The organism is uncultured Methanobrevibacter sp. (assembly GCF_900316895.1).
Taxonomy (GTDB): domain Archaea; phylum Methanobacteriota; class Methanobacteria; order Methanobacteriales; family Methanobacteriaceae; genus Methanocatella.
The window spans coordinates 20,879-34,021 of sequence record NZ_ONER01000002.1 but is presented as its reverse complement, the minus strand read 5'-3'; the positions used below and the strand labels follow the sequence as shown (position 1 = coordinate 34,021).

General features: G+C 38.8%; 11 protein-coding genes. 6 read left to right on the top strand and 5 right to left on the bottom strand.

The features are described 5' to 3' along the window. Positions 1 to 47 precede the first annotated feature (47 nt). The 6 genes from glnA (at position 48) to QZN27_RS00585 (ending at position 8,613) form a co-directional block, all read left to right on the top strand. Entirely contained in the window at positions 48 to 1,385 is a 1,338-nt protein-coding gene (gene glnA / locus QZN27_RS00610) for a type I glutamate--ammonia ligase (protein WP_296782395.1), read from the top strand. A 337-nt stretch (positions 1,386 to 1,722) separates the two neighbouring features. After that, the gene (locus tag QZN27_RS00605; protein WP_296782393.1) at positions 1,723 to 2,640 is read left to right on the top strand and encodes a glutamine amidotransferase; all 918 of its coding nucleotides are present in this window, start codon (positions 1,723 to 1,725) and stop codon (positions 2,638 to 2,640) included. Positions 2,641 to 2,656: 16 nt separating this feature from the next. Beyond that, complete coding sequence (locus tag QZN27_RS00600) at positions 2,657 to 3,310, top strand: tributyrin esterase (RefSeq protein WP_296782391.1); 654 nt, start codon at positions 2,657 to 2,659, stop codon at positions 3,308 to 3,310. 11 nt (positions 3,311 to 3,321) lie between these two features. Beyond that, positions 3,322 to 4,395, top strand: coding sequence for a Coenzyme F420 hydrogenase/dehydrogenase, beta subunit C-terminal domain (locus tag QZN27_RS00595; RefSeq protein WP_296782389.1), 1,074 nt, complete (start codon positions 3,322 to 3,324; stop codon positions 4,393 to 4,395). Continuing rightward, positions 4,396 to 5,883, top strand: coding sequence for a glutamate synthase-related protein (locus QZN27_RS00590; protein ID WP_296782387.1), 1,488 nt, complete (start codon positions 4,396 to 4,398; stop codon positions 5,881 to 5,883). Positions 5,884 to 5,973: 90 nt separating this feature from the next. Next, positions 5,974 to 8,613, top strand: coding sequence for a PEP/pyruvate-binding domain-containing protein (locus QZN27_RS00585; protein WP_296782386.1), 2,640 nt, complete (start codon positions 5,974 to 5,976; stop codon positions 8,611 to 8,613). 248 nt (positions 8,614 to 8,861) lie between these two features. On the opposite strand, the gene mmp11 is transcribed toward QZN27_RS00585, so the two are convergent. The 5 genes from mmp11 to hacA all read right to left on the bottom strand — a co-directional run bounded on the left by mmp11 (position 8,862) and on the right by hacA (position 13,086). Next, positions 8,862 to 9,803 (bottom strand): methanogenesis marker protein 11, encoded by a 942-nt coding sequence (mmp11, locus tag QZN27_RS00580; RefSeq protein ID WP_296782384.1) that lies wholly within the window; start codon positions 9,801 to 9,803, stop codon positions 8,862 to 8,864. Between the two features lie 7 nt (positions 9,804 to 9,810). Continuing rightward, positions 9,811 to 10,227 carry a 6,7-dimethyl-8-ribityllumazine synthase gene (gene ribH / locus QZN27_RS00575; RefSeq protein ID WP_292601552.1) on the bottom strand — a complete coding sequence of 139 codons (417 nt, stop codon included), beginning with the start codon at positions 10,225 to 10,227 and terminating at the stop codon, positions 9,811 to 9,813. Between the two features lie 148 nt (positions 10,228 to 10,375). Next, on the bottom strand, positions 10,376 to 11,383 hold the full coding sequence (locus QZN27_RS00570; protein ID WP_296782382.1) for an isocitrate/isopropylmalate family dehydrogenase: 1,008 nt from the start codon (positions 11,381 to 11,383) through the stop codon (positions 10,376 to 10,378). Further along, positions 11,358 to 11,837, bottom strand: coding sequence for a 3-isopropylmalate dehydratase small subunit (locus tag QZN27_RS00565; RefSeq protein ID WP_296782380.1), 480 nt, complete (start codon positions 11,835 to 11,837; stop codon positions 11,358 to 11,360). The genes QZN27_RS00570 and QZN27_RS00565 overlap by 26 nt, the downstream gene beginning before the upstream one ends. A 4-nt stretch (positions 11,838 to 11,841) precedes the next feature. Beyond that, positions 11,842 to 13,086, bottom strand: coding sequence for a homoaconitase large subunit (gene hacA, locus QZN27_RS00560; RefSeq protein WP_296782378.1), 1,245 nt, complete (start codon positions 13,084 to 13,086; stop codon positions 11,842 to 11,844). Between the last annotated feature and the right edge of the window lie 57 nt (positions 13,087 to 13,143).

Below are 13,143 nucleotides of genomic sequence, written 5' to 3'. Positions count from 1 at the left end.
AAATATTCGGCTAAATGAAAAATAAACTCAAAAATTGATGTGAAAGAATGTCAGAAAGAGATGATAAATTAGACCAAATAATTAAAACAATAGAAGTAAACGACATAAAATTTTTGAAATTAGAGCTCTCAGACATACATGGGTTACCAAAAAGTATGGCAGTACCTCTTAAAAAAGCTGACGATGTTGAAGACATCGTAAATGATGGATTATTGTTTGACGGATCCTCAATTGCAGGATTAGCTTCAATTAATGATAGTGATTTACTTGCAAAACCGGATATCGACACATTTTCAACAATTCCATGGAGACCTGAAGTGAAAGGTACCAGCAGATTCATCTGTGATATTTTCACTACAGAGGGAAAACCATATGATGGAGACCCAAGAGGAGTGCTTAAAAAATCATTACAATTAGCAGAAAAAAGAGGATACCAATTCAATATGGGTCCGGAACCGGAATTCTTCATTATAACAAAAGATGAAAACGGAAATTACATACCTGCAGATGAAGCTGAATATTTTGATGTAGAACCTCTAGACCAAGGTACTGATATCAGAAGGGAAATCGTATTAGGTCTGGAAAAATTGGATTTCAATGTTGAGGTAAGTCACCACGAAGTGGCTGCAGGACAGCACGAAGTAGACTTCAAATATGCTGATGCTTTAAAAACAGCTGATGCTGTAATAACATTTAAAGAGGCAGTCAAAGCTGTAGTAAACAACTTAGGATTTAAAGCAACATTCATGCCAAAACCGTTCCTCGGAATCAACGGTAGTGGAATGCACTGTAACCAAAGTTTGTTTAAAGACGGAAAAAACATTTTCTATGATCCTGATACTGAAAACCAAATATCACAGGAAGCATTATACTTCATTGGAGGATTGCTGAAACATGCACCGGCTTTATCAGCAATATTATCCCCAACAGTCAACTCTTATAAACGTTTAGTGCCTGGATACGAGGCACCATGTTACATCGCTTATGGATTTAAAAACAGGTCAACATTATTAAGGATTCCTGCATCCCGTGGATTAGGTACAAGAATCGAGTGCAGGTCAGCTGACCCATCATGTAACCCATACTTGGCATTTGCAGTGCTTCTCGAAGCTGGTTTAGATGGTATGGACAATAAGATTGATCCTGGCGAACCGACTGAAGAAAACTTGTTTGCACTTTCTGAAGATGAAATTGCCCAAAAAGGAATTGGCAATTTGCCAACAAGCTTATGGGAAGCATACCATTCATTAGAAGAGGATGAGGTTGTTAAAAACGCTCTTGGAGAAAAAGTATTTAATCAATTCTATAACATCAAAAGGGCCGAATGGGATGCTTATAGAATTCAAGTCTTCGATTATGAAAGGGATGAGTACTTAAACGTATAATATCACTGAATTGATTGGCGGTCTTGTTTAAAATTTGGTCTTTAAATGGTCTGCCAATTGATTTTAAATTTTTTTGGAGGTTGAAAATTAAAGTGAAATCAGACGTGACAAATTAAATGTAAATGGTTTTTAAGATTTTAGAATTATTTTTTTAAGGCATATTGTAATTTTAGAATTATTATCGTTAATTAGGCATATGAAATCTATAAATCATGATATTTCAAGCATTAGAAAAATTGAGATATCAGATTTAAAATAAACTCGACTTAAGTTACTGATAATCTGTCATTAACTTAACATGTAGTATTCACCTATTATTTTGTTTGGAGGTATAAAAATGTGTGGAATAGCAGGTGTAATATACAAAGATAAAAAAACTCACAATGTAGGCCAAGCATTGACATCAATGTTGGAATCCCTACAGCACAGAGGCCCGGATTCAGCAGGTTATGCAATCTACGGCAGTTTAAATTTTCCTGAAAATTATTATCAATTAAACATTGAAATACAAAGAAGAAGAGGAGCATTAGACAATTTAAAATCACTATTAAATCAGATAAGCCCAATATTCGAAGAGCAATTAATTGAGTCTGTAGGCGACTCAGACGTATACAAATGCAAAATAGCATTGGATGAGTATTCTCTTTTACAGCCATGTATAAGGGAAATAGACGAACTGGAAAACGTGAGAGTAATCAACGGTTCACATTCATTTGAAATGATAAAGGACACCGGAAAAGTAAAGGACATAGCAGAAAGGTTCGATGTTTCAAGCAGAATGGGAACACATGGAATAGGACATACACGTTTTGCAACAGAAAGTGGTGTGGACCGCTATCATGCACACCCATACCAAAGCTACATCATACCAGACATAACTGTAGTGCACAATGGCCAAATCACCAATTACTGGAAAATAAGAGATCCTCTAGAGAGAAAAGGACATACATTTGAGTCATTCAACGATACAGAATGCATCGTTCACTATATGGCGGATAAACTTGACCAAGGCTATAAATTAGAAGAAGCTCTTGACCAAGCAGTAATTGATTTGGACGGTCCATTTTCAATTTTGGTTGGAACACCTAACGGCATAGGCATTGCAAAGGACAAGCTTGGTCTCAGGCCGGGGGTAATGGTGGAAACTGATGAAATTTTTGCAATAGCTTCAGAGGAAATGGCATTGCATGATGTTACAGATTCCAACGAAATAGAGCAAATAGCTCCAGGTGAAACAAGAGCTTACACCATCTAAATGAGGAGGCTTATCTATGAAAGAATATGTTATCAATGCAGAAAATATGGATGAGAAGGAATTAAACCGTACCATAAAAGAACAGGCCACAACTCACGATAAACTCATTATTAACAATCCCGAATCCAGACACAATATCTGCGCAGGCTTGATTGAAGATGTTGATATCGAAATAAATGGTTCTGCCGGATATTTTGTTGGAACAATGGTCAACGGCCCAAAAATACACATCAACGGAAATGCGGGCTGGTTTGCCGGAGACAACATGACAGAGGGGGAACTGATTATTGAAGGTACTGCAGGTGATGGTGCAGGACAGGGAATCTATGGCGGAACCGTAATAGTTAAAGGAAGCACAGGTTCAAGAACTGGAGAAATCATGAAAGGCGGAACTGTAATAATCGGCGGAAACAGCGGATATATGACAGGACTTCTCATGATGGGCGGCAGACTAATAATACTCGGCGATGTAACCGATGACGTTGGCGAATCAATCATGAGGGGAAGCATTTATGTTCTTGGGGATGTGAAAAGCTTAGGAAAGAATGCCATTATGGATAAAACCACACAAGAGGATCAAAAAGAGCTTAAAGAAATTTTAACACAATATGATTTTGATTTAAGTGATGAGGACTATAAGAATTTTAAAAAAATCGTTAATATACAATAGGAGCTAAGAAAATGAGCGAACATAGAATAGCCATGGTTGGAACACCATGTGAAATTATGGCAGCATCCAAACTGCAGCATTATACTGACAGCCCTATTGATGTTAAACTGGGCTTATTTTGTATGGAGAATTTTTCATATAAGTACTTTGAAAATCTTTTAGAGGAATATGATTTGAAAATGGACGACATTGAAAAATTCCAGATAGATAAAGGATTCGTATTTTTATTGCTGAAAAACAGGCAAACAGTGAAAATACCTTTATCAGTAGCTAAAAGGATTATAAGAAAAAACTGTAACATATGTGTCGAGCTGACTTCCGAAACATCTGATATTTCAATAGGATCAATAGGATCAGATGACGGCTGGTCAACAGTGATAGTCAGAACCCAAAAAGGCGAGGAAATAGTCAATGGGGCAATCGAACAGAAATTCATTGAAGCAAAAGACCTTACAGAATTTCAATTTGATTTATTGAATAAACTTGCAGGAAACAAAATTAGCAAAAATCTGGAACATATAGAAAATAAGGAATTTCTTGCTCGTCCGGTATTGTATCAGCGGGAAAAATCAGACGATTCAATCAATAAGGAAATCTCAGAGTCTAATTTTTTAGATTTGAAGTCAAATATTATTGATATCGGGGCATGTGTGCTCTGTGGAGCATGTGAATATGTATGTCCAGACAATCTGATAACAATTGATGATACAAAACCGATAATGAGAGGTGAATGCCCTCAAGACTGCCACGCATGTTTTGCAGTTTGTCCGAGAACTTTTACACCTCAAAATTTACGAAACGACAATTCAAAAGCGATTGGAGACTTTATTAAAGTTCTGACTGTCAGGTCATTAAAACATAGCCAGGGACAGGACGGTTCCATTGTAACTACACTTTTAGACTATCTGCTGACAAATGAAATCGTTACCGAGGCACTCATTGTTGATAAGAAAGATGATCTGGCCTGGAAGCCTTATGCAAAAATAACAAGAGACATTGATGAGATCGTTAAATCAGGTGGAACAAAATATTCTGTCTGTCCGGTATTCAAACCGTTAAAAGATATAAAAGAGGGGGTAAATTAGATGTCATTCACTGTTGAAAGAAAGATAGAGATATGTAGACAGAACAATGATAGGCCTGGCTGCTGCTGGTATTTATGTGACAATCCTAAAAAATCAGCATGTAAAAACTGTTACAGCTGCTATTCAAATTGCCCTCACAACGTATATGAGGTAATTAATGACGAACCGCTGCCTATTCATCAGGAAAACTGTGTAGGATGTAAAATATGTGAAGAGATGTGTCCGACACATGCGATATATGTCAGGCCTCTTGTAGATGAGGGCAGAGGAATCTGGTCAAATTCAACAATGGTTGAAATAAAACGTAAAAGCCAAAGCGGAGCATATAAAGTGCGTGGATGTGGATTGACCAGGAAAATCCCAACATTTGACGATTTAAGCATATTGCCTGCACAGGTTTCAAGACCTCCAATAGATTCATACAGGGAAACCTGCAAGACTTCAGTAGTGCTTGGAGACAGGTTTGCTGAAAACCCAATTGAAATCGATACTCCAATCATGATCGGAGCAATGTCTTTCGGTGCACTGAGCAAAGAGGCAAAAATAGCACTTGCTATTGGAAGCAGTAAAGTGGGCACAATAACCAATACAGGTGAAGGGGGAATGCTTCCAGAAGAGAGGCATTATGCCGATAAGCTGATTGCCCAGTATGCATCCGGCCGTTTTGGAGTTTCAGCCAATTACCTGAACAATGCCGAAGCCGTTGAGATAAAAATAGGTCAAGGTGCAAAATCAGGTATGGGCGGACATCTGCTTTCCCATAAGGTGACTGCTGAAGTGGCAAGAGTCAGAAACATTCCCGAAGGAACCTCAGCGTTAAGTCCTGCAAGGCACATGGATATTGTTGGGCCTGAGGATTTAGGCATGAAAATCAACCAGTTAAGGGAAATTACCGATTGGAAAATACCTATTATTGTAAAATTCGCATCCGGTAGGGTCGAACAGGACGTAAAGATTGCAGCAAAAGCAGGCGCAGACATAATTGTAGTTGACGGTATGCAGGGTGGAACCGGTGCCGGACCTGAAGTGGTTACAGAACATGCGGGAATTCCTACAATTGAAGCAATTGTAAAGGCTGATGATGCACTTAAGGAGATAAACTTAAGAAGTGAGGTCAGTCTTGTGGCTGCAGGTGGAATAAGGTCCGGTGCGGATGTGGCAAAGGCAATAGCTTTAGGTGCAGATGCTGTGTATGTTGCAACTTCCGCATTAATTTCAATAGGATGTAAGGTCTGTCAAAGCTGTTCTGAAGGAATATGTCCTAAAGGAATTGCCACACAGGACAGGGTGCTCAGAAGAAGACTGGATCCTATAAGAAAAGGTCAGCAAGTTGCAAATTATATAGAGGCAATGACTCAGGAAGTGACCTCCTTGACCCAACAGGCAGGAAACACTGATATAGAAAATCTTGAACGTCAAGACCTGCTTGCATTGACCATGGAAGCATCACAGTTAACAGGAGTGCCAATGTCAAGCAAACAATATTAATTTGATGAGGAATTGGTGATTATTGTTAAAATATAAAATTCAAGATTATTGGGGTTTAAAAAAATTAAATAAATATTAGGAGACATTATTATGGCCGCATTCGATAGAATTAAATCCGGAATTCCCGGGCTTGATGAAGCTTTGGACAATATCCGATTGGGAGATAATGTAGTATGGAATGTAACAAACTTGAATGAATTTTCCTACTTTGTCAATCCATATGTGAAACAGGCAAAGGAGGATGGCAGGAACTTGATATACATTCGATTTGCTAATCATCCTCCATTAATAGAAATGACTGATAAGGATTTTGAACTGCTTGAAATTGAACAGGATAATCCTGACACTGAGTTTTGCATGATAGAACGTGACGGGATTAAGATATATCAGGTAAATCCATATAACCAGTTTGAAACATTCACTCTTGAAGTTCACAGAATCATCGAAAAGGAAGGCTTTGACGCATTTTATGTTTTTGACTGCCTGAGTGACCTGCAGGCGGTCTGGTCAACAGATTTGATGATGGGCAATTTCTTTAAGGTCACCTGTCCGTTCCTGTTCCAACTGGACACTGTGGCATATTTCCCAATCATTCGTGGAAGACATTCTTATGATGCAATAGCCAAGATTCGTGAAACTACACAGTTGTTCCTGAATGTGTACTCAAATTCCCCCGAAGAGGTTTACGTTTCTCCGCTGAAGGTGTGGAACAGGTATTCCCAGACCATGTTTCTGGGACACAAGTTCAACCCTCAGACAGGATTCGTCAAGGTTCTTCAGGATGGCCAGGAAGTCAGCAAATACTACAAGACCATCAATTCGGATAAATATCAGGATGGACGAACCCTGGACAGCTGGGAAAGGTATATGATTCAGGTTAGAAGGGAGTATAAGGAAGGCAAAAACATTGACGAGGAATGCGATAAGATCTGTGAGCTGATGATGACGAAAGATGAAAAGATGCTTTCTAAAATCAAGGAATACTTCACTTTTGAGGATTACATCACAATTTATGACCGTCGTGTCGGCAGCGGATTGGTGGGCGGTAAGACATGTGGAATGCTGCTTGCAAGAAAAATAATCGAAAAGGACCGTCCGGACATATACAACAATTTTGAGCCTGACGATTCGTTCTATATAGGTTCTGATTTATTCTATACATATATAGTTACAAACGACTTGTGGGACCTTAGGGTAAAGCAAAGGACACAGGAAGGTTATTACAAATACGGTAAGGAACTGGAGGAAGCCCTTAAAAACGGCAGCTTCCCGGAAGGAATTAAAAAGGAATTCATACGCATATTGGATTACTTCGGACAGAACCCTATAATTGTCAGATCAAGTAGTTTCCTTGAAGACGGATACGGCAATGCATTTGCGGGCAAATACGAATCTGTGTTCTGTGTAAATAGGGGCAGTCTTGAGGAACGTCTAGCCGCTTTTGAAGAGGCTGTAAAGATTGTATATTCAAGTACAATGAACATTTCCGCTTTGGAATACAGGAAAATAAACGGTTTGGACGACACTGACGAACAGATGGCTCTTCTGGTTCAAAGGGTTTCTGGCTCTTATCATGGAGACTATTTATTCCCGACAGCTGCAGGTGTCGGATTTTCATACAGCCCATATTCTCCGCTTCCGGACATGGACAACAGCAAGGGAATGTTGAGGCTTGTAATGGGTCTTGGTACAAAAGCTGTTGACAGGACAAAAAAGGATTATCCAAGAATCATCAATCTTGATAAGCCTGAAGTGACTCTAACAAAGGATATAAAGGAAAAGCATAGATATTCACAGCATTATCTTGATGTTATCGATTTAAAGAATATCTCTTTGCATGATATACCTGTCGATGATGGTTTAGGTGTAATTCCAAGGTATGCAAAAAGAATTTTGGTCGAACATGACCGTGAAGCTGAAAGAATGTTTCGGGATCGTGGACAACGTCGTGAAATAGTGTTCGTAAACTGTGAGGGAATCGTAAAGAATAAGGAGTTCATCGACGAGATGAAAGAAATCCTGAGCACGTTACAAACAGCATACGATTACCCTGTCGACATTGAATACACAGTCAATGTTGGAGAGGACAATTCATTCAATATAAATCTATTGCAATGCCGCCCTCTTCAGGTTTCAGTAAATGATGAGGCCATTGAGATGCCTGAAGACAAAAACGTCTTTTTCCACATTAAGGAATCCTCCATGGGAATGTCACGTAAAAACAAGATTGACACGATTTGCTATGTTGATCCGCACAAGTATTACGAATATCCTTATGCCCAGAAAAGTTCAATATCCAGGGTTATCAGTGATGTTAATGCTTATTGCAAGAACAACGATAAAACAGCTATTCTGATAGTTCCCGGAAGAATAGGCACATCTTCTCCTGAATTGGGTATTCCAGTTGTATTTGCTGATATCAGTTATTTCTCTGCAATTCTGGAGGAAGCATATAGTGAAGTTGGCTATATGCCGGAATTGTCTTTTGGAAGCCACATGTTTCAGGATTTGGTGGAAGCGGAAATATACTACGGTGCATTGTTTGAAAATGAGAAGAAATTAGAATTCAACAGAGACATGGTCTATGATTATCCGAATATACTGAAAGATATCAATCCTAATTTGAGTGAGGAAGTGTATTCCATGATACAGGTTATAGACTTTGATGAAGACAAGGCGGAGTTATACCATGATATGAATAAGGATGAAACATTATGCATTTTCAAGTAATCAGGTTCATAGTTTAGGATAATGGAAAACATTTCATTATTTTAGGGCAGGCGGGTGGGACATATGCCTTTTTATTTGTAATAATTTTTTGAAAAAAAGATTTTTCAAATAAAAGAAAACGTATGACAAAATATTTATGTGATCAATGACCCTGTTTGATTTTTTCGAGTTTATTTTTTCAACGGGGTTGTTTTTCACATATATTTAAAATTCAGTATTAAAAAAATAAGTTAAAATCTAGAATTAATCTAGATTTCTTTTTCATAAGCTTTTACCGCTTCTTCAACATCATCATAAAGTCCTAGGGCTGCAAGAGCGCCGACTTTACCTTGTTCACCGGTAACCGCAATCAATGGAATGTTCAATTCTTCTGCAACAGATTCTGCAGTTTCAACGTCCATCATTCCGGATTTTGTAGCAATTGAATATTCTCTTAACTTTTCCGGAATGTCTAAACCTTCCAAGATGGCAATTGCTGTTTTATCAGATAATGTGTCTCTTTTAAGGATTTCAATAACATTATCAATTAAATCCTGCTTTTTATCACTTTCAACAGCGAAAGTAAGAGCAATTGAAACACAGTTTTGTGTTTTGTGTGGATTATGAGGATACAGTTGAACAATAATGTGGTCCAAGTATTCAAAGCCCATTCCTGCAAGTTCAACTCCTAGATTATGAGCCATTGTCCAGGTAGCGCCAGCATCTTTGGTGTCTGTATCGTCAACACCGATAACTACCTTTTCAAGTTTAGGTGTCACAACTGTAGCTTTACCTGCTTTTGAGCCTCCTCCAACTTGAATAAGCTCAACATATTTAACACCTTCACCCATTCCTCTGCACATTCCGGCTCCGACTCCTGCTCCGGCAAGGCCTGCATGGGTAACTTTTACCTCATCGCCATCAACGATAATCTCATCTATTCCTGCAGCATTGAAACTTGCTTTCAGGTCAAGTGGAGCCTTACCGACATGGCATTTGTAAACATGCTTGTTTCCATCACGGTAAGCGGAATCAATGAGCTCTGAATTGTTTCTGTACTGATGCAGTAACCAATGAGATCCTGAAATGCATGGATGGTACTCTACGAGCTCCACCTTATCCCCATCTACCATAGTCAATACTTTTTCGTATGGAGCTATCCATGGGTCATTAAACTTTTCTCTTAATTCGTTAGGCTTTAGTATTTCCATCTAATCACTAGATTTCTTTTAATCTGTCGCACATTTTGATAGCTGCTTCAACTGCACTTTTTGCGTTTTTGACACGTCTGTGAGCATCCATTCTGGTCATACCAGGACCGGTAATTCCTAAAGCCACTGGAGTATCATATTCAAGTGCTAAATCAGCAATTTTACGGGAAGCGTGTTGTGCCACGATTTGGTCATGGTCGGTTGCACCTTCAATTACAGCACCGAGGGTAATGATTGCATCGTATTCCCCTTTCTGCAATAATTTTTTGATTACAAGAGGCATATCGAATACGCCTGGAACTGCAACCACTTTAGTAATTTCACAGCCTCTGTTTTTTGCTTCTGCTTGAGCCAGTTCTAACATCATTTGTGTAATATCATAGTTAAATTCAGCAACTACTGCTGCTATTTCATATCTTGCCATTTTATCAATCCTCTTTAATTATCCGGCACCACCGAATATGATAAGTAAAAATCCTGCTACCCCACTTACTACCATAATGAATATGATAAAAAGTGCTGCCATTTGCATTTTGGTTAATTTTTTAAAATTCATATTTATTATTTCTCCTTTACAAGTTATTTATAACTTCACCGGTCAATTCATCGGTTGTAGCTGAACCGCCCAAATCCCCGGTTAAAGTATTAGCATCATTCAGTACTTTTAGTATTGAAGCCTCGAATCTGTCAGCTTCGTTATTTTCACCTAAATATCTAAGCATCATTATTGCTGAAAGCATCATAGCTATTGGGTTGGCTTTGTTCTGGCCTGCAATGTCAGGCGCTGAACCGTGGACAGGTTCAAACAATGCTCCATCCTCTCCAATATTTGCGGATGGTATCAAGCCAAGTCCTCCAACAAGGCCTGCTCCTTCATCTGATAGGATGTCTCCGAAAAGATTGGTTGTCACGATAACCTCAAAGCTTTCAGGTTGTGTGATGAGATACATTGCGGTTGCATCCACGTAAAAGTCCTCAGTTGCAATGTCAGGATAATCCTTTGCAACTTCATAGAAAATCTCACGAAACAGACCATCGGTTTTTTTCAGCACATTGGCCTTATGAACTGCGGTTACTTTACGTTTACCATTGTCCTTTGCATATTTGAATGCATAGTCAATGATGCGTCTTTCCGCTTCTCTTGTTATAATGCGTCTTGCTATTGCCCCTTCATCAGTGTATGATTCCTCATCGGCAATGTACATTCCTTCAGTATTTTCACGCACGATCATAAAGTCAATGTTGTCAAATAATGAGTTAGTATTAGGATAAGCTTTAACAGGTCTTAAATTAGCGAACATTTTCATTTCCTGACGTATTTTAACGATAACGTCAGCTGCAGTTTCACCAGCTGCACCAAATAGGCATGCATCAGCTTCTCTAATGATATCTAAAGTCTCTTTTGGCAGTGCGGTGCCTGTCTTTTCAAGGCATTCGTCTCCTGCATCTCCATAGACATATTCAAAATCAATATCCAATGCATCTAAAACATCCAATGTTGCTTTCATAACCTCTTTGCCGATTCCATCACCTGGAACGACTGCAATCTGATATTTATCTTTTGTTTCTGAGGTATTCAATTAAACCACCTTGATTTAAAATTTCTAACATGAATGGAGGCAATTTTTTAAATGTGATCTTTTCACCATCTGAAGTAGTAATGGTTCCTTCGTCCATATCCACTTCAATTTCATCTCCATTTTCCACGAGTTCTGTAATTCCGGGAGCTTCAAGAAGAGGAACCCCTACATTAGTAGCATTTCTATAAAAGATTCTTGCAAATGATTCCGCAATCACGGCTGACACGCCAACACCCTTAAGTGCAATTGGGGCATGTTCTCTTGAAGAGCCGCATCCGAAATTTGTTCCAGCTACGATAAAGTCTCCTTTTTTGCATTTCTTATTGAAGTCAGCATCAAGTCCTTCCATACAATGCTGTGATAATCTTTCCTCATCAGTATAAATTAAGTATCTTCCGGGAACTATAATGTCAGTGTCTATATCATTTCCAAATTTCCAAGCTGTTCCTTTCATATAATCACTCCGGTGCCACAATTCTTCCTTCAATTGCTGAAGCCGCAGCAACAGCAGCAGAGGATAAATAAACTTTTCCATCAGGACTTCCCTGCCTTCCCTTAAAGTTTCTGTTGGATGTGGAAAGGCTCACTTCATCAGGTCCTATAATTCCGGTATGACCTCCAAGACACGGGCCACAGCATGGAGCGGATACAAGAGCTCCTGCATCAACGAATATTCTAATTAATCCTTCGTCCAACGCTTTTGAGTAAACTTCTTTGGATGCAGGTATGACTAGCATTCTGGTGCCGTTAGCTATTTTATTGCCTTTTAAAATCTTTGCGGCATCCCTCAAATCGCTGATTCGGCCGTTGGTACATGAACCTAAAAATACCTGGTCAATCTCTACGTCCACCTCACTGATTGGCTTTACGTTATCAACATTGTGAGGACAGGCTATCTGAGGCTCCAAATCATTAACGTCAACATCAATTATATTAAGTGAAGATGAGTCCAAATCAGTCTTGAACACTTTGTAAGGCTTATCGGAACGTTTTTCAACGTAATTGATAGTTTTTTCATCCGGTTCCACCAAACCTGTTTTTCCACCCATCTCAATTGCCATATTGCATAGAACCATTCTGTCTGAAACGGTCATGTCTGAGATGGTCTCTCCTGCAAATTCACAGGCCTTGTATGTGGATCCGTCTGCACCCATTTCACCGATAATATGTAAAATAACATCCTTGGCATATACATTGTCCTTTAACTCACCGGTAATATTGAATCTGTTTGTTTCAGGCACCTTGAACCATAAATTACCTTCAGCAAACACCATAGCCATATCGGTTGAACCGATACCTGTTGCGAATGCACCCAATGCACCATGAGTACAGGTATGTGAATCGGCACCTACAATAACGTCTCCGGGCACCACATGACCTTTTTCAGGTAAAATTTGATGACAGACACCTGCATTAACATCATAAAAATGCTTAATATCATGTTTTTTAACGAATTCTCTCATTAAAATATGATTATTGGCGGAATCTATTGAATCGGCAGGCACTTGATGGTCAAATGGAATAACAATTTTTGAGGAATCCCATACCTTTTCAGCACCAATCTTTTCAAAAGACTCAACAGAAAGAGGCCCTGTTAAATCATGGGTCATTGCTATATCAATATTTGCTATAATAATATCTCCAGCTTCTACACTCTCTTTTCCTGAAGCCCTAGCTAATATTTTTTCTGACATTGTTGGCATATTTCTAACCTCTTAGTAATGATAATTATTTATATTAATCAAAATATATAAACCCTT